The organism is Mesorhizobium sp. M7A.F.Ca.AU.002.02.1.1 (assembly GCF_003998535.1).
GTDB classification, from domain to species: domain Bacteria; phylum Pseudomonadota; class Alphaproteobacteria; order Rhizobiales; family Rhizobiaceae; genus Mesorhizobium; species Mesorhizobium ciceri.
On record NZ_RZPB01000041.1, the window covers coordinates 1 to 17595 of the forward strand.

13 protein-coding genes are annotated in these 17595 nt (G+C 60.3%); 7 read left to right on the forward strand and 6 right to left on the reverse strand.

Annotation, left to right across the window (positions count from 1 at the left end):
- Positions 1 to 111 precede the first annotated feature (111 nt).
- The 7 genes from EN879_RS04805 (at position 112) to EN879_RS04835 (ending at position 13079) form a co-directional block, all read left to right on the forward strand.
- Positions 112 to 3714 (forward strand): DUF3320 domain-containing protein, encoded by a 3603-nt coding sequence (locus EN879_RS04805; protein WP_245493793.1) that lies wholly within the window; start codon positions 112 to 114, stop codon positions 3712 to 3714.
- A gap of 71 nt (positions 3715 to 3785) precedes the next feature.
- Positions 3786 to 5045, forward strand: a complete 1260-nt coding sequence (locus EN879_RS04810) for a DNA repair exonuclease (RefSeq protein WP_063169423.1) — start codon at positions 3786 to 3788, stop codon at positions 5043 to 5045.
- The gene (locus EN879_RS04815; protein ID WP_063169422.1) at positions 5042 to 8515 is read left to right on the forward strand and encodes an AAA family ATPase; all 3474 of its coding nucleotides are present in this window, start codon (positions 5042 to 5044) and stop codon (positions 8513 to 8515) included. Before EN879_RS04810 ends, EN879_RS04815 begins: the two co-directional genes overlap by 4 nt.
- A 323-nt stretch (positions 8516 to 8838) precedes the next feature.
- On the forward strand, positions 8839 to 10005 hold the full coding sequence (locus EN879_RS04820; RefSeq protein ID WP_063169421.1) for an ABC-three component system protein: 1167 nt from the start codon (positions 8839 to 8841) through the stop codon (positions 10003 to 10005).
- Positions 10002 to 10514, forward strand: coding sequence for a three component ABC system middle component (locus EN879_RS04825; RefSeq protein WP_063169420.1), 513 nt, complete (start codon positions 10002 to 10004; stop codon positions 10512 to 10514). Before EN879_RS04820 ends, EN879_RS04825 begins: the two co-directional genes overlap by 4 nt.
- Complete coding sequence (locus EN879_RS04830) at positions 10515 to 12488, forward strand: DUF3732 domain-containing protein (RefSeq protein ID WP_063169419.1); 1974 nt, start codon at positions 10515 to 10517, stop codon at positions 12486 to 12488. It abuts the gene before it with no gap.
- Between the two features lie 24 nt (positions 12489 to 12512).
- A complete protein-coding gene (locus tag EN879_RS04835; RefSeq protein ID WP_063169418.1) occupies positions 12513 to 13079 on the forward strand; it encodes a hypothetical protein in 567 nt (188 codons plus the stop codon).
- 905 nt (positions 13080 to 13984) lie between these two features.
- Here the strand turns inward: EN879_RS04835 and EN879_RS04840 are convergent.
- The 6 genes from EN879_RS04840 to EN879_RS04865 all read right to left on the reverse strand — a co-directional run.
- Complete coding sequence (locus EN879_RS04840; RefSeq protein ID WP_063169417.1) at positions 13985 to 14800, reverse strand: hydroxymethylpyrimidine/phosphomethylpyrimidine kinase; 816 nt, start codon at positions 14798 to 14800, stop codon at positions 13985 to 13987.
- On the reverse strand, positions 14791 to 15396 hold the full coding sequence (locus EN879_RS04845) for a thiamine phosphate synthase (protein ID WP_063169416.1): 606 nt from the start codon (positions 15394 to 15396) through the stop codon (positions 14791 to 14793). The genes EN879_RS04840 and EN879_RS04845 overlap by 10 nt, the downstream gene beginning before the upstream one ends.
- On the reverse strand, positions 15393 to 16166 hold the full coding sequence (locus tag EN879_RS04850) for a thiazole synthase (RefSeq protein WP_024504259.1): 774 nt from the start codon (positions 16164 to 16166) through the stop codon (positions 15393 to 15395). Before EN879_RS04850 ends, EN879_RS04845 begins: the two co-directional genes overlap by 4 nt.
- Before the next feature lies 1 nt (position 16167).
- Positions 16168 to 16365 (reverse strand): sulfur carrier protein ThiS, encoded by a 198-nt coding sequence (thiS, locus tag EN879_RS04855; RefSeq protein WP_024504260.1) that lies wholly within the window; start codon positions 16363 to 16365, stop codon positions 16168 to 16170.
- The gene (gene thiO, locus EN879_RS04860) at positions 16334 to 17335 is read right to left on the reverse strand and encodes a glycine oxidase ThiO (RefSeq protein ID WP_063169415.1); all 1002 of its coding nucleotides are present in this window, start codon (positions 17333 to 17335) and stop codon (positions 16334 to 16336) included. Before thiO ends, thiS begins: the two co-directional genes overlap by 32 nt.
- Positions 17332 to 17595, reverse strand: a 264-nt coding sequence (locus EN879_RS04865; RefSeq protein ID WP_206520922.1) for a phosphomethylpyrimidine synthase ThiC, incomplete at its 5' end; no start/stop codon positions are given. The genes EN879_RS04865 and thiO, both read right to left, overlap by 4 nt.

The window sequence follows — 17595 nt, forward strand, 5'->3', positions numbered from 1 at the left end:
GCTATCGACACGCCAATTGAAGGTCTCGAGACAGAGCTTGCAAAGCTTCCCTCGGAATTTCCGAAAGATGGTTTCCATCGTGCGCGACAGCTCACCATTCTGCTCCCACGCTTGAGGGAAGAAGCTGAGCGCCTGAATCAGGAACTCGGATCGGCGATATTGCCAGACACGTTGGCAGGCTTGCTCAGGCTGGCCGTGACCGGCGAGCGAGTAGCGGCAGCACCTGACGCAAGTCCGGAGGCCTTCGCAGCCACCGTTTGGGACTCCGGACTTGAGCAGGCAGGCGACCTTGCCGACAGCGTAGCGACGCTTGAGGCTGCCAGAGCCGACCTTCAGGGCAAGGTTGTTGACGCGGCGTGGAGCACCGAGGTGGCCGCGGCGCGGCAGGCGCTCGCCACACACACGGGAATATTGAAAGCATTGAACGGCGACTACCGTCGCGCCACAGCACTTGCGCGGACTATTGTGGTCGACCCTAGCGCGCCTGCGACGCAGATAGTTGGTCTCCTCGACCTTTTGATGAAGGGTCAGGCTGCCGCAGCAAGAGTCCGCGAAGGCGACGCTTTTGGCCGTTCCGCCTTCGGGGCAGATTGGCGTGGGGAGCGATCGGCTTCCGCGCCACTGCTCGCGCTAGTGGAGTGGATGCGGACTCTACGAGGGCTAGGCCCCGAACCTCGGATTATCGCCGGCCGGATGGCGGAACGCTCCGAGGCCGGTGCGCGTGCAGCGCGCGTTCGCAAGGTTATCGAAATCGGTCGGCCAATTATCGAAGGTTTCTGGAACGATCTCGGGCACCTCGCGTCATCCATGCTAGGCGACGTGGCTTCCGCCGAGCGGGCCTCGCTGCAACTGATGGAAGCGAAGGCGAGCACTGTAGCTCAAGCCGATGATGCGTCACGACAGGTTCTGACTGACGTTCCGGATCTAATCACTGAGCGGGTGGAGCTACTGCGCCGACTAGGCAGACTACAAGCACTTGCTCAAGGGATCGATGCGGGAGAGAGCCTTGGCAAGTTCGTATTCGGCTCGTCGTGGCACGGTCGAGGATCCGATTGGGCCGCTCTCACGCAAGCCGAGCTTTGGCTGAAAGAAAATGGCTCGATCCGACATCTGGCTGCGCGGTTGCCTGAAAGAATCGAGATCGCAAACTCGGCACGTTCAGCACGTGAAGCGGCCCAAGCGGCAGCGCGGGAATTGAAGGCGCTTACAGGGGATTTGAAAGCCGATGCTCCCTCCTTGTTTGGAGTAGTCGATTTTCCGGACGTCGCGATAGGCGAGGTCGTTTCTCGGCTGCAGGGTTGGCTCGATCATCAGGAGCAGCTCTCGAAATGGGTTGCCTATGAAGAGCGATCCGAAACGGCCCGAAAGGCTGGACTGGGACAGTTGATAGACGGCCTAGCCAACGGCCAGATTACAACAGGATCGGCTCGATCAGTTTTTGATATGGCCTACTACGAACGAATGTTTCTGGCGATGGCGACCGATGAGCCGGAGCTGGCAAGGTTCGACGGGGAACTGCATTCCAGGGCTGTACGTGACTTCGCAGATCTGGACCGCCAGCGCATCAAGGCCGGCGCCATCGAAGTTGTAACGGCTCATCACCGGAAAATTCCTTCAAGAGACGGCGGAGCTGGACCTGTCGGACTGCTTCGTTCTGAGATGGCGCGCAGACGAGGCCACATGCCCATCCGGCAATTGATGCAGAAGGCAGGCCCTGCCATCCAGGCGCTGAAGCCAGTGTTCATGATGAGCCCGCTTTCGGTGGCGCAATTCCTGTCGCCCGGCCGGATGTCCTTCGATCTGCTCGTGATGGACGAGGCGTCTCAGATCCAGCCCGTGGACGCACTTGGCTCGGTCGCCAGGGCCAGTCAGGTGGTCGTCGTTGGCGACGAACGCCAACTGCCACCCACGACATTCTTCGCGAAGATGACAGGCTCGCAGTCTGAAGATGACGAGGGTGAGGGCGCGCAGGTCGCCGACATTGAAAGCATCCTCGGCCTGTTCACGGCCCGCGGCTTGCCGCAGCGTATGCTGCGCTGGCACTACCGTAGCCGTCACCAATCTCTAATCGCAGTATCGAACAGCCAGTTCTACGAGAACCGGCTTTTCATCGTGCCAAGCCCTTATACCCAAGAGGCAGGTATGGGGTTGCGGTTTCATCATGTGCCGGAGGGGGTCTTCGATTCCGGCGGCACAGGAACCAATCCGGTAGAGGCGAGAGCAGTAGCGGAGGCGATCATCCGTCATGCGAAGGTGAACCCGCAAGAGACTCTAGGCGTTGCAACATTTTCGGTTAGCCAACGCCGCGCGATCCAGGATGAACTCGAAGCGCTGCGGCGACTAAATCCCGACACCGAGGAATTCTTTCACGCTCATCCAAGCGAGCCATTCTTCGTCAAGAACCTCGAAAATGTTCAAGGCGATGAGCGCGACGTGATCATGATCTCGGTGGGGTATGCCAAGAATGCCCAGGGATACATGGCCATGCGTTTCGGCCCTCTTGGCGCGGAAGGCGGCGAGCGTCGGCTCAACGTCCTCATAAGCCGCGCCAAGCGCAGCTGCGAAGTATTCGCGTCCATCACAGACGAGGACATCGACCTGGAGCGTGGCAAAGGGAAAGGCATCTTCGCCTTCAAGCTCTTCTTGCACTACGCGAGAACAGGGCGAATTTCGCTTGCCCAAGTCACGGTTCGCGAAATGGATTCAATCTTTGTAGAACAGGTAGCCAACGCGCTGATCGAAATGGGTTATCAGGTTCATGCTCAAGTGGGCATTGCCGGCTTCTTCATCGACCTCGCAGTTGCGGATCCAGAGAGGCCAGGCCGCTATATTCTTGGCATCGAATGCGATGGCGCAGAATATCACTCATCTCGCTCGGCCAGAGATCGAGACCGGCTTCGGCAGTCGGTTCTGGAAGACCATGGTTGGATCATCCATCGCATCTGGAGCGCTGACTGGTTCCAACGGCCTCGTGAGCAGCTGGAGCGAACCATACTAGCGATTGAGGCCGCCAGAAAAGAACTCGATGAGCGGGCCGAATTGGGGGTCCAGAGAAATCGAGCTGTAGCCGTGCAGGTTGTTACGGTCGACCGAGGCAACGTGACGGAAATCGGTCTCGAAAGCACAAACGGATCCGAGACACCCAATCGAGCCTACGAAGAGGCCGAACTAAAGCGACCGGGATCGTTCGAACTCCACGAGACGCCCAGCGGAATCATGGCCGGACTGGTCGAGCAGGTCGTGGCTACAGAAACGCCAATCCATGTCGACGAAATAGTTTCGCGTATTCGGGACGCCTGGGGTCTGCAGCGGGCCGGTGGCAGGATTCAGGATGCAATCGAGCGGGGGGTAAGCATAGCACAGAGAGGTGGTTCAGTAGCCCGTCGAGGCAACTTCTGCTTCAAGCCAGGTGTTCCTGTTCGTCTCAGGGATCGCAGTGGGGTCGTGTCCGCTGGATTGCGCAAGCCCGAAATGATTGCGCAGGACGAGGTCGCCCAAGGCGCTATGGAAGTCGTGAAATCCAACCTCGGTGCGACAGAGGAAGAAATCGCCACAGGCGTTGCCAGGATGCTGGGCTTCAAAGCCACAAGCGCACAATTAAGGCAGCTGATTTCAGCTGGGGTCGCCGATTTGGTTGCCAAAGGAGTGTTACGGTCCCAAGACGGCTTGTTGGTGGCCGGCGAATCCGCGAGCGAGAAATTAGCTGAAGTGTAACGGGGCGCTGCAGCGCCCTCGTTGCAATTTCTGTCGAAGCTCGGAACACCTCTTTTGCTGGCGGAGGCCGAATGGCATTTCGATTCGTACACACGGCCGATATTCATCTCGACTCGCCGCTTCGTTCGCTGGCGATGCGAAATCCCGATCTTGCCGGGCTGGTGGGCGACGCCAGCCGCCAGGCATTCGTTTCGATAGTGGATCTCTGCCTTGAGGAACGTGTGGCCGCGTTGGTCATTGCTGGCGACCTATACGATGGCGACCAGACTTCAATGAAGACAGCGCGGTTCTTGGGCGCGCAGATGACACGCCTGCACCAGGCCGGCATCATGGTTTTCAAGATCCGCGGTAATCATGACGCCCTGTCGCGGATTTCCAAACAGCTGGTATTTCCCGACACCGTTACCATCTTTGGTGGTCGTGCTCAGTCGGTATTGCAGACAGCCGGCGGTCTGGACGTCGTATTCCATGGTTTGAGCTTTGCGAACCCTAAGGCGCCGGACAGCCTGTTAACCAAATATCCGGCGGCTCGTGAAGGGGCCGTCAACATAGGCATCATGCATACCAGTCTGGCTGGATCGCCAGGTCACGACGTTTACGCGCCCTGCAGCATCGCTGACTTGCACGCCCACGGTTTCGACTATTGGGCCCTCGGCCACATCCATGCTCGCCAAGTCCATCCTGGCGCCAGTGCCGTGGTGATGCCGGGAATACCGCAGGGGAGGGATATCAACGAGGCCGGTGAGAAATCAGTCACCCTGGTGACGGTGCGCCACGACCGTTCGGTGGAGATCGAGGAACGGCTGACCAGCGTTGCGCAGTTCGAACGGGTGAGCGTCGACCTTACCGGAGCGGTGGAGTGGCCCGAGGCCGTCGCGCGTGTTCGCTTCGCACTCGAAGAGATGCGGGCAACCGTCCGATCGCGTCATGCTGTGGCTCGCATTGGCCTGACAGGAACGTCACCACTGATGTGGGCGCTGATCCGCGACAGGGACCTCCTTCTTGCCGAAGCCGAACAGGCTGCGGAACAGCTAGGCCATACGTGGGTGGAGAAGCTCGAGCTTGACCTCGCGCCGCCTCGGACGGAGACCGCCGAGGATATTGCTGATCCGATTTTCGAACTCGAGCAATCAATGCGTGCCGATGCCACCTCGGAGGCCTTCCGCGCTGAGGCGAGGGCGTTCGTCCAAAAGATGGTCGCCGACCTTCCGGCCGACGGGCGGGATTTTGCTGGGACGGACGAAGCCGGGCTGGAACAGTTCCTCGATCAGGTGCTTTCCAAGGGCGCGGACTTGGTGACTGCCCGCCTTAAGGCCGGTGGATCGTCATGAGGTTGCGGCGCCTTGACCTCATTCGTTATGGAAAGTTCACCGATCGTTCGATCGACTTCGGACCCAAACCGGAATCCGGACCTGATCTGCATATCGTGTTTGGCCTGAATGAGGCCGGCAAATCGACTGCGCTTTCGGCCTATCTAGACTTGCTGTTCGGCATCGAGGAACGGAGCCGCTACAACTTCCTGCACGAGTACAGTGCCATGCGCATCGGCGGGGTGCTGGAACTGGCCGGCTCCGAACACACGTTCACGCGTACGAAACAGCGCAGTAATTCGCTATTGAATGCGACGGGCCAACCGGTAAGCGAGGTGGCGATCACGGCGCATCTCGCCGGTCTGTCGCGCGACGCCTACACGACGATGTTCTCACTCGATGACGAGACGTTGGAAGCCGGCGGAAAATCTATCCTGGAGTCGCGGGGCGACCTCGGCAAGCTTCTGTTCACGGCCAGCGCCGGTCTTGGGAACGCAAGTGATACGTTGAACGCCCTCGAGGCCGAAGCAGACGCTCTGTATCGGAAGCAGGCGCATGGAACCGAACTGGCGCTGTTGAAGAAGCGCCTTGTTGACGTAAAGTCGCGCAGGGATGCGATCGACACCCTTGCATCAACCTACGAGGGCCTGGAGGCCGAACGTCTCGATGCAGCGCAGCAGTACGGCCGAACCATCAGCGATCGGGCGGTGCTGGTGGCCAGGCTGGATACCTTTGCTCGTTACGTGCGTGCTGCGCCGATGCTGGCGGATATCCGGCGCAAGATTGCCCGGCTGGATCAGCTGCCGGACATCGCCTCCCCAGCCCGGACATCGACGGGAAGTGTCACCGAACTGATCGATGACGATGCCAGCCTCAGAACGCGGCTGTCCGCAAACATCGACGAGACCGAGCGCCTGGCGGAAAAAGTCACTGCGGTCGACGAGGACGAACCGATCCTGTCGATTTCCGAACGCATTCGCGGGCTGGCGGAGAGCAAGGTGCGCCATACCGCGGCTGGCTTTGACTTGCCCACTCGCAGGATGGAGCTGCAAATCCTCAACAACAGCGTGGCGAGCTGCCTTGCCGCCTTGGGCCGATCTTCCGAGGCGGATCCTGGCGCGCTGCTTCTGCCTGCCGTCACCGTTGGCGTCGTTCGCGCCATGGTCGAGCAGAGGTCCGGGATTGCTACCGGGATGCGTGCCGCTCGCGACGAAGCCGCGGCGGCACTCGATGCGCTGCAGGTGGCAAGGCAGCGGGTCGGCGAGGAAAGGGCGGTGCCCGAACCTGCCAGGGCAAGGCTGGGCTCGGCTTTGTCGAAAGCGCGAGCAAGCGGACACCAGGCAGAGATTAGGACGGCTCGCGAGGCGGAAGATGCGGGAACAATCCGATGGAAGGCGGCGCTCGCGCGCTTGCGTCCATGGAACGGAGATGCCCTCGCTCTCGCCAACGTCGCGGTTCCGAGCGCCGGGCAGATTGCCGCCTGGAAGACGGTAGCGTCAGAACTGGCAAGGAACACCGCCGTACTTGCCGAACGCCTTGCTGAATACGAGGGCAACCATGCCATGCTCGCCGCACGATTGGATGCCCTTCGTGCCTCGGGCGACATTGTCGACGATGAAGCGGCTACCGCCATCCGCCGAGTTCGCGATGATGCGTGGGCAACGCACCGCGCAGCGCTGACCGGTGACACCGCTGACGACTTCGCCGTGGCATTGGCGCGCGATGACATTGCCAGCGCAGGCCGGCTGGCCGGCGCGGCGGATCTGGCTGAGATCCGGGCAACTACGCGCGAGCTGGCCGAGGCCGCGGCCAACCTGTCACGCAACGGCATCCAACGCACACAGCTCGGCAAGGATGTGGATACCCAATTGTTGGAAATCCGCGCGGCCGCCAGGGACCTGCTCGGAGACGCCGTGGAACCTTCGTCTGAGCGCCTGATCGAAAGGATCGAGGATCAGATCGAGGCGCGCAGCGATGCGCTCGCTGCCTGGGAGCAGATCGAACTTGCTCGCTTGAAGGCCGAGCGAGCCGCTGACGCCGGCGAGCAGATACGCTTGGAAATGAGAGCAGTGCTGGGAAGCGTCGGCATTGTATCAGAGTCCAACGACACCCTCGAAGCAATCATGGCCATCGCGGAGCCGTTTCTGGATCGGCAGCGCAAGGTGGACGCCGAGTATGCCGAGGCGCTCAGAATGGTGAGCTCCAAAGAAGAGGATCTAGCGGCACGACGGGTTGCAGTAGGTGTGGCGGAGCGTCGCGAGGAGGAATGGCTGGCCGGCATTACCGAAGCACTCAAGGGAACTTGGCTCGAAAGCGGGCTCTCCGCATCCGGCGTCGGCACTGTGCTCGATCAATTGGCCGAACTTTCAAGAAGCCTGCAGGAACGGGACGACCTGCAGCTGCGTATCGACAAGATGGAGGCCGACAGGGCCAATTTTCTGGTCGAGGTCATCGCCGTTGCGGTTGAAGCCGACGAGCCGACGAAGGATACCGACCCGGAGCAGTTGGCCATCCGCCTTGCCGAGCGCCTAGAGCGTGCCGAGCGGACACGTGAAACGAAGGCAAGCCTCGGCAACGACCTGAAGCGCCTCAAGGAGGCGCGCGACATCCTCGACACTGAGATTTTGGCACACGAACGCCGCAAGAACGAGGTGCTGGGCGTCTTTGGTGTCGCCACTCTGCCCGAGGTAGTCGAACGCGATGAGCTGTTGCGTGAGCGCGATGGCTTGCGCACCACCGTCGCCGAACTTGAGGAACGGATAGTGGCGGAGCTCGCGGTCGACGGATTCGAGCAGGCCCGCTCGATCCTGGACGCGATCGATTTCGACGGCCTCGCGGTCGAGAAGGCTGAGGGTGAGCAGCGGCTTCGCCTGTTCGATGAAACCATCCAGCAACAGCTGATCCGGCAGACGCGCGCGGCCGACAAGCTGGACGCCATCGGCGGTGATAGTGCGGTTGCACGCCTGGATGCTGAACGGCGCACAACCCTGCTGGAAATCGAGGAGAAGGCCGTTCGCTACATAGAGCTGAAGCTTGGCATCATGTCGGCTGGCAATGCTTTGCGGATCTACCGTGAGAGCCATCGCTCCGGCATGATGGCGCGCGCATCAGACGCGTTCAAGCTAATGACGCGTGGCCAGTATTCGGGGCTGACAACCCAGCCTGTAAGAGGTGGTGAGGTTCTCATTGCTGTGCAGGGTGACGGGCAATCCAAGGTCACCGAAGCGCTTTCAAAGGGTGCACGATTTCAGCTGTACCTTGCCCTAAGACTCGCCGGTTATTACGAGTTCGCGCAATTTCGGCCCTCGGTCCCATTCGTCGCCGACGACATCATGGAGACGTTCGACCATATTCGCTCGGAGGAGGTTTTCAGGCTGTTCGGAGCGATGGCAAACACAGGTCAGGTCATCTACCTGACGCACCATAAGCATCTATGTGAAATAGCTGAGGCTGTCGTACCGGGAACGAGGATCCATCAACTCGCACAGTAATTTTCTCCGGAATACGTGAACGAACCAGTGAAGGACGCCGAATTTGACGGCAAGTATGCGCCCAAAGTCAGACGTTCCGGCAAACTTCGCGTTCGTCCAAAAGCGGACATATCGCCCGAGCCATAGACGGCCCCGATGTGCCCATAATGGACGTCCTGCAAATTCATTGTCCTGCCGAATCTGGACTTCGAGAGCTGGCCCTAAACAGCAATTGTATCGCGCCTAGCCGTCCTATCGCCGGGGCGCCAATTGTAAACAACGGCGAACTATACCAATATCGTTACTGGCTTCTTCCGGTGCGACTCGGGAGAACGGGATGGGCAATGAACGCGAAGACGCAAACGGGAAAACACAGCGCCGCTGGCCAATACCTCGGCTATGCGCTTCAACCTGTACGCCTTTGCTTTCACCTGCTCAACGCGCCTAGCGGCGCCTTGGTCTCTCTTGAACATTTAGACGATGTGGCGGTTCACCTGGTCGGCGGCGAAGTCGTTCTTGAGCAAAGCAAGAGCGCACTGAAGCAAAATCCGATATCCGACTGGGCTGCGGACCTGTGGAAGTCTCTGGCCAACTGGCTCAGCTTCATGGCGGCGGGAGAGATCGACCCGGCGACCAGCCATTTCCGGCTATATGTCACACCGGTGAAGGCGGGTGCCTTCGCGATCGCGCTGAACGACGCGAAAACAGATGCCGACGTGGAGGCGCTGGTCGCTAACCTCGCCAAAGCCCACAGCAAGCTGAAAGCTGCACCGGCATGCGACGCCGACGTCCAAGCTTTCCTGAACGCTGATGCGGCTCATTGCGCCGCCTTGGTCAAGAATCTCGCCGTTATCAGCGTCGATGCAGATCCCGTCGATCCGATACGCGCGATCTTCAAGCCGACGGTCTCTCCGCTCATCATCGACCTAGTGTGCGAACGCGCGATCGGCGCTGCGAAGGAGGCGGCGGACAGGCTGATTAGAGCTGGCAAGCCCGCCATCTTGGACGTGGACGCGTTTCAGGCCGAGCAAAGAGCATTTGTTCAGAAGAACAACCTTCCAGGGCTGCTGTCGTCTTTCACCAAGCAACCGCCTGTCGAGGCCATCGAACAATTGATCGCCGACCGTCCCGCCTTCGTCCGCCAACTCGAGCTGATCGAGGTGGGAGACGAAGCGTGCGTCCGGGCTGTTAGCGATTACCTTAGGACGCTCGCCGACATCTCGATCTGGGGCGAAAGCGGGCTAATCTTTGAGAAGAACCTAAGTGACTGGGACGATGATCTTGTCGGTCGCTATGAGCACGTCAGTGCAGAGGTGCACGACATACAGGCCGGACACCCCGCAACGGTTCGTGGTAGAATAGTTTACAGGCGCTGCGCGCAGTTGCAGCCTCCACTCGATGGTCGAGTCGTCCCCGGTCATTTCGTCCACGGATCATTCAACGCCCTTGCCCACGGCCTGCGCCTCGGCTGGCATCCCGACTACCAGACTCTTTTGGAGCCAGCGACTTGATTGAGGCTGGCCGATCGCACCTACCGCTCAGCGACCTCGCCCTTGTCCAGAATCCAGGACTTGGGGCTTTCGCATTGTGGCAATTTGGCCAAGGTTTCCAGGCTGAGGACGAACGTCCAGCGCCGTTCGCCTTGGCGTTTCTCGTGCTGCCAATCGTCCTGCATCGCGCAACGCTCGAAATCGTGACTTCGACAAACCGACCCTCTGGACTGGCGCTCTTCGCGGCCAAGCTCGGGAAGGAACGGGAACAACTCCTCGCCGTCCACGAGCGAGCGCTGCTGCTGCGTACTCTGACATTGCAATCGGCCGCTGTCGGTGTGAGCGGGCGGCTGCTGTCCGTGGATTACAAGGATGCTACTTTAAGAGCAAACGTACCAGAACCGAAACCGAGGAGGCTCGTCCTTCCAGAGCGCGTCAAGCACCTCGGACCTGCCTCGGAGAAATTGGGTTTCTGGTTTTCGAACCTGGGGACCGCGCAGGTGGCCAACCTGTTACGGGTGGAGTTCTAGATGTATTTCCAGCTTCGAAAACTGATCCTTTGGCCCCGCAATGGTGCAGCGCCGCGGGTCGTCAAGTTCGAGCCCGGTGTCGTCAACGTCATCAGCGGCGCGTCGAAGACCGGGAAGTCCGCCGTTATCCCTATTGTTGATTACTGTCTGGGCTCGGAGAAATGCGCGATTCCGGTGGGCGTAATCCGCGAGAACTGCAGCTGGTTCGGCATTCTGATCGAGACGCTGGAGGGCGAAAAGCTCTTGGCGCGACGCGAACCGGGGGACCAACAGAGCACAGGCGACATGGTGCTGCTGGAGGGCGCACAGGTCGAAATTCCGGAGACGATCACCGACAAGACCACCAATGTCGACACGGTCAAGCGCGCGATGAACCGCCTGGCAGGACTGACTGACCTCGACTTCGAACCAGGTACAGAGAATGGATTCAAGCAAAGGCCAAGCTTCCGCGACCTCATGGCCTTCACGTTCCAACCTCAGAACGTGATCGCCAATCCCGACGTGATGTTTTTCAAGGCCGATACGACGGAACACCGGGAGAAGCTAAAGACCATCTTCCCGTACGTTCTGGGCGCGGTCACGGCAAAGATTCTCCAGGCGCGGTTTGAGATCGATCGGCTCCAGCGCAACCTCCGCCGGAAGGAGGCTGAGCTACGCGCGATCGTGTCGGCAACTGGCGCTTGGCGGGCGGAGGCGGAGGCGTGGCTGCGTCAGGCAGTCGAACTTGGCCTAGTCGATTCCTCCACTGAAGTGCCGAAGGACTGGAGTGACGTTGTTGACCTGCTTCGGCGCGTGTCGAACAGCAACTCAAGTCTTGCTCGACCAAGCCTGGCCGGCATCGATGTGGTGCTGACGCGTCTGGAAACCCTTCGTGCGTCGGAAACTGAAATCGCCGCGCGACTTACCGAGCATCGTCAGCGCCTGAACGAACTGCGCCGTCTGGTGGAGAGCAGCGAGGCGTACGGCGACGCCATGCGCATCCAACGTGACCGCTTGGACCTTTCCACGTGGCTGAGGGACTTGGCCGACGAGTTCGCCGATCCGTTGGTCGCACTCGGGGACGGCGGCCGCGAGAAGGTCTTGGCCCTTTGCGACAACCTCGGCGGTCTGGAGATCCGACTGCGGACCCACCCTGCGATGTCTAACACGCTTGACAAGGAAATCCTGCGCCAGCGCGGCGCCGCTGAAGCGGTCCTATCTGAGTTGAACGATGTCCGTAGCGAGATAGCGGTGCTGGAACGGGACTCTGACGTCGCCCGAGACGAGGCCAATCGCTTCGATAGGCTTGAGCGCTTCCTCGGTCGATTGGAGCAGGCGTTGCACGTCTACGACCGCGCCGACCAGTCGTCGGATTTGCGGCAGGAACTCACCTCGCTGCAGGCCGATATTGCAACGCTGCAAAAGACGATCTCCGAGGCCGACATCCAGCGCAAGCTATTCAACGCGTTGCACCAAGTCTCCCATCATGCCAATCGGCTGATTCCGCAGCTTGACGCGGAGTGGCCCGAGGCCCCGATTAGGCTGTTGATTGAAGACCTGACCGTCAAGGTGACTAGGGGAACGCGTGAGGACTACCTGTGGGAGATTGGCAGCGGCGCCAATTGGCTCGCGTATCACGTCGCACTAATGCTTGCGCTGCAGCACTACTTCCTGGCCGAACCTCATCACCCAGTCCCTGGTCAGCTGATCTTCGACCAACCTAGCCAAGTCTATTTTCCTAAGCGGGCGGCGGGCGACGAGGGCCCCGACCTCATCGCGTGGAGGGATCAGGACGTGGTCGCCGTCAGGAAGGTCTTTGCGCTCCTAGGCGCTGAGGTCATGGCCGCGAAAGGTCGCCTCCAGATCATCGTGCTGGATCATGCAGATGAGGACGTCTGGGGCAAGCTTCCCGGAGTCAAGTTGATTGAGGAATGGCGTGGACAGGCCCTCGTGCCTCAGGCTTGGATTGCCGCCGCATCTTCCAACGGTGGATAATAATCTGCTGCCAGAGGAGAAGGCATGGCGAACGTGGACGAGATCAACCGTCTGACGGCCCTTGGCTTGAACGTCATCACAGCCATGGATGTCGCGGAAGGAAAACTAGACGAAGCCTTCGAGGTCGCCCGCGCTCAGGAGAAACGCAAGGTCGACATCTGGTGCAAAGGAAGAAAGAACATTCCGGTTGCACTGACTGCGATATGGGACTGCGATCCTGCAAACTTCTATCTCGCGTTCGACGGCGATGATCCCAGCGACCACGCTTCGACGGATTTCATTCTTATCGACGCTGATGTCACTGACGTTGGCGGCAGGCTTACCTACGCCGCCAGCAGGGACAAGGGTCCTTGGCATCAACGTTACAAGAGCAAGAGCTGTGGGATCGCCTACCGATGGCTGCATGGCCGCGGTGTCACACCGCCTTTGCTCGGCGAGTACCAAGGCCAAGTTCACATCGTAGGAGGCATGCACCGCTTCCATCTTGCCAAGCACTATGGGACGACGCGCATGCCATTCCTCGTCCGGAGGGCCGAACTAGCCGCAGTAATGGCGTTGATCCCCTCGGCGACCGACACCGCCAACTCGTAATGGCGGGGACTGCAGAAAAGAAGCGAATGAGTTGCGAACTTACCGGGATCACTCCCCGAAAGCTGACCGACGGCTTCCGGCCCCGTTGCGGCCATTCTTACTCCCGCACTTTGGCTTTTCCAGCGCTAAACCGGCCTTGGGCGATGAATGGAAACGGTCAGATGTTCCCGGTCTGTGCTCGAAAAGTCGCATAAAAGGGCAGACTGGTGTGACGTCCGGAATTATTGGGCCTTTCACGGGTTTACCGGTCCCGAATTATCGGTTGCTGGCGGGCGGGCTATGCGATTGAAAACAGGAGAGTTTTCTGGCTAAGGGTGGGGTTTCAGACTGAGTTTACCAATGCCCTTAATGACGATTAATTCTGGATTGGCATCAGGTGATTGGGTTTGCGCAGAATATAGCCGCCCTTATTGGTAAACCCGCTCACGGTCGACAACGGATTGGTCAACCTAGGACGACAGGATTGGTAAACCGGAGCCGCCCTATCGACGAAGGTCTAGCTTGGCGCATTCACTGTCGCCGGTAGGCAGATATTCGGGCGACAATCGGGACCAGCGTGCGACGCCGCCAAGCGTGAGACACGTCGGCTACGCCGCAAATCGACACGGTTTGACCGGGCGCAATACCGCACCGATCTTCTAATCTCGGCTTAATTCCGGAGAGAGGCAGATAATTCCGGACGCCACACTGATTGGTAACCTAAGGCCACCCACCACGCGGATTGGTAGCCCACAGGAATAGGTTTGGTAACCCTTATCGAGTGAGGGCCGCTCGTACCTTTCGGCGGGTTCGTTTCAGTTCTAAGCCCGGCTTAATTCTGGACAACGACAGATAATTCTGGACGGCACAGTGGAACTCAACGCGTTGTAAGGATGGCATAGAGAAGCAGTAGCCCTCCAGTCTCGCTACTGGAAAAATTCTGGAAAATGGGTCTGCTTGGCTGGACGCAGAACGTTGTGATTATTCAGCCGGCATTTCTGAAGCTTCTCGAACACAAACAGCTTGCCTTCGCGCACGCTATCTTCGAGCGACTTCGCCTTCGCCAGATGCGCCGCAATCGCGCTGGCCAGCATGCAACCTGTTCCGCGCATCGATATAGCAAGGCGCGGCGTGTCGAAGTGGATGGGTTCATGATCGGAGCGTAACAGAATATCGGCCGATCGGGGACCCGACGCGTGCCCACCCTTGATCAGCAGGGCCTGAGGGCCGACGGCCTGCAGTCTTTGTCCTTGTTGGAGCGCACCGTCCTCATCCGAAGCCGGTTCGGAACCAGTAAGGAGCGCCAGTTCAGGAAGGTTGGGCGTGACAATGCAGCAAAGCGGCATCAAATCGCGCTTCATGGCAGCGATAGCGCCTGCTTCCAGAAGTGCGCGGCCTGAGGTGGAGGCCAGCACAGGGTCGAGTACTGCCGGCACTTGCGGAAATTTGCGCAGCACTGCGGCAACGGCAACAATGATCTTGGCAGTCGCCAGCATGCCGATCTTGATTGTGGCTACGTCGTTGGCCTGTAGCGCGGCACACATCTGATTGGCCACCATGCTGGGTGGCGAATGATGGATTTCGATCACGGCGTCGTGCGTTTGCACCGTTAGCGCTGTGACGGCGAGACAGGTGCGCACGCCAACGGCAGAGATCGTCTCGATGTCGCGTGCTATTCCAGCACCCCCGCTGGAATCTGATCCGCCAACGACAAGCACATGCGGTTCTCGTCTCATCGCCATCGGTCCGTCTTTTCGATCCATTCTCGCGTGCGCGCTTCGGGGTCGAAGCTCAACGTGATGTCCGTGACCACTGCGGCGCTGTTGGCGCCGGCCTCAAAGACGCCGTCGAGGCGGTCGGGGTTGAGGCCGCCGATGGCGACCAATGGGATCGGCGCCACCCGCCGCTTCCACTCGCTGATCCGCTCTAGCCCTTGCGGTGCCCACTTCATTTTCTTCAAAGTGGTGGGATAGATCGGACCGAGCGCGACATAGTCGGGCTCGGCAAACATGGCCGTTTCCAGCTCGACATGATCATGCGTGCTCAATCCGAGCCTGACGCCCGCTGCCCGTATCCTCGAGAGGTCGGCCGTTTGCAAATCCTCCTGGCCCAGATGCACGAAATCGCAGCCTTCCTCGATTGCCAGGCGCCAATAATCATTGATGATGAGCTGGCTTTTGTGTTGGACACACCAGGCCTTCGACTTGCGGATCTCCGCGCGCAGCCCGGTTTCATCCATGGTTTTGATGCGAAGCTGAATCAGCTTGACGCCGAGCGGCGCCAACCTTTCGATCCAGGCGGCGCTGTCGACGATCAGGTAGAAGGGATCGAGCTTCATGAAAAAACGGCCCTGCCGACCATCGGTGTCGATGGCACGGCGACGTCGCGCGGTTCGAGCATTCCCGAACTGAACGCCTCACGACCGGCGTCGACCGCCTTACCGAAAGCACGCGCCATGCCGACCGGATCTGCCGCCTTGGCGACCGCTGTGTTCAGGAGCACGGCGTCAAAGCCGAGTTCCATGACGGTGGCCGCGTGCGACGGCCGTCCGAGCCCCGCATCCACAATCAGCGGGACGCCAGGGAAATATCCGCGCATCGAGCGCAGCGCCGTCATGTTGACCGGTCCCAAGGCGGAACCGATCGGTGCGCACCACGGCATCAGGACCTTGCAGCCCGCTTCCAGCAGCCGCTCGGCGACAACGAGATCGTCGGTGGTATAGGGGAATACCGCAAAGCCGTCCTCGCACAGGATGCGGGCGGCTTCAACCAGACCGAACACATCCGGCTGTAGCGTGTCGTGATTGCCGATCACTTCGAGCTTGATCCAGTTGGTGCCGAAGACCTCGCGCGCCATTTTCGCGGTGGTGACGGCTTCCTTGACGGAGAGGCAGCCGGCGGTATTGGGCAGGGTTCTGGCGCCCAGCGAGCGGATCAACGACCAGAATTGTTCGCCGGCCCTACCGCCCGCCATCTCACGCCGCAACGAGACGGTCACCACCGACGTGCCCGATGCCTTGACTGCATCGGCAAGGATGGCCGGCGAAGGATACTGAGCCGTGCCGAGAAGCAGGCGCGACGAAAGCTCGGTTCCATAAAGCTCCAACATGCTAGCCGCCCTGCATGGGCGAGAGGATTTCGATCCGGTCGCCGTCGCTCAACTGGAACTCCGCGCGGTTGGCTTTGTGCACGAGGTCGCTGTTGACGGCGGTGGCGAGCCAATCGCCCTCATAGTCGAGCGCGGCAAGCAACTCGGCCAGCGTGGTGGCGGCAATCTCACGCGCCTCGCCGTTGACCATCAGTTTCATGAGCATGCTCCTTGGTTCTGTCTTGACTGAAAACCAGGTCGGCAGCCTGGCGCGCCATGGCGGGGGCGAGGAGAAAACCGTGACGATAAAGACCGTTGATCGCGATGATCTCACCGTCTGTTTCGACGCGTGGCAAATTGTCGGGAAATGCCGGACGGACACCCACACCGGTTTCAACGATCTCGGCCTCACCAAAGGCCGGATGGAGGGCATGGGCGGCGCCCAGCAGCTCCATCATGGAACGCGCCGTCACCGGTCCGGCGCTCTGGCTTTCAATCATCGTCGCTCCGATCATGAAACGGTGATCGGTGCGCGGCACGGCATAAAGCGGAAAGCGTGGATGAAGCAAACGGACCGGCCGCGACAGCGAGACATCAGGCGTGCGAAGGATCAGCATTTCGCCGCGAACACCGCGCAGCCTGTCATCGGCCGCTGCCATTCCCATGCAGTCTATCTGACGGGCGAATCCCGAAACAGGCCGGGCGTCGCAGCCGAAGTGGAATTTGACACCCATGGTCGCAAGCTTGTCATGAAGTGCCGCCATCGCCGGGCGTGGGTCGAGGTGAGCCTCGTCGGGGAAGAGCAATCCACGCCGGAAGCGGCCGGCGAGGTCGGGTTCCAGGAGCGCAATTTCGTTTTCATCGACGCGCCGATGCCCTGACGTGCGACTGGCGAACCGGTCAAGCTCACCGGCATCACGCGGCGCGGCCACGACCAATGTCCCGGCCCGTGTCACCTGACCCGACAGCACCGCATCCCACCAGTCGGCAGCATCGCGTCCGAGATCCAGCACCGGCTGCTCCGCGCTTTCGCGCTCGCACCATGGCGCCAGCATGCCGCCGGCGAACCACGACGCGTTGCCACCAAGGCCATGCCGCATCTCGGCGACGGTGACCGTCGCGCCGCGGGCGGCGAGTTCGAAAGCGACGGTGAGGCCGGCAACGCCGGCCCCTTTGACGAGCACCCTCATGATGGTTTGGGAGCCTCTGGCACGACCGGTACGCCAGTCTCGTCCGCCTGCATGTAGAGATCGCCGCCCTCCCGGTATTTTGCCGCCATTGCCGCCATGCCTTCCTTCTGGGCCTCGGCACGGATGTCGTGGGAAATGCGCATGGAGCAGAATTTCGGCCCGCACATCGAACAAAAATGTGCCAGCTTGTGCGCCTCCTTGGGCAAGGTCTGGTCGTGGAAGGACCGTGCGGTTTCGGGGTCGAGCGACAGGTTGAACTG

What these genes read in the sequence shown, in the direction of transcription:
- EN879_RS04810 (WP_063169423.1), top strand. Translation starts at nt 3,786, where the DNA reads ATGGCATTTCGATTCGTACACACGGCCGATATTCATCTCGACTCGCCG.
- EN879_RS04815 (WP_063169422.1), top strand. Translation starts at nt 5,042, where the DNA reads ATGAGGTTGCGGCGCCTTGACCTCATTCGTTATGGAAAGTTCACCGAT.
- EN879_RS04820 (WP_063169421.1), top strand. Translation starts at nt 8,839, where the DNA reads ATGAACGCGAAGACGCAAACGGGAAAACACAGCGCCGCTGGCCAATAC.
- EN879_RS04830 (WP_063169419.1), top strand. Translation starts at nt 10,515, where the DNA reads ATGTATTTCCAGCTTCGAAAACTGATCCTTTGGCCCCGCAATGGTGCA.
- EN879_RS04835 (WP_063169418.1), top strand. Translation starts at nt 12,513, where the DNA reads ATGGCGAACGTGGACGAGATCAACCGTCTGACGGCCCTTGGCTTGAAC.
- EN879_RS04840 (WP_063169417.1), bottom strand. Translation starts at nt 14,800, where the DNA reads ATGGCGATGAGACGAGAACCGCATGTGCTTGTCGTTGGCGGATCAGAT.
- EN879_RS04845 (WP_063169416.1), bottom strand. Translation starts at nt 15,396, where the DNA reads ATGAAGCTCGATCCCTTCTACCTGATCGTCGACAGCGCCGCCTGGATC.
- EN879_RS04850 (WP_024504259.1), bottom strand. Translation starts at nt 16,166, where the DNA reads ATGTTGGAGCTTTATGGAACCGAGCTTTCGTCGCGCCTGCTTCTCGGC.
- thiS (WP_024504260.1), bottom strand. Translation starts at nt 16,365, where the DNA reads ATGAAACTGATGGTCAACGGCGAGGCGCGTGAGATTGCCGCCACCACG.
- thiO (WP_063169415.1), bottom strand. Translation starts at nt 17,335, where the DNA reads ATGAGGGTGCTCGTCAAAGGGGCCGGCGTTGCCGGCCTCACCGTCGCT.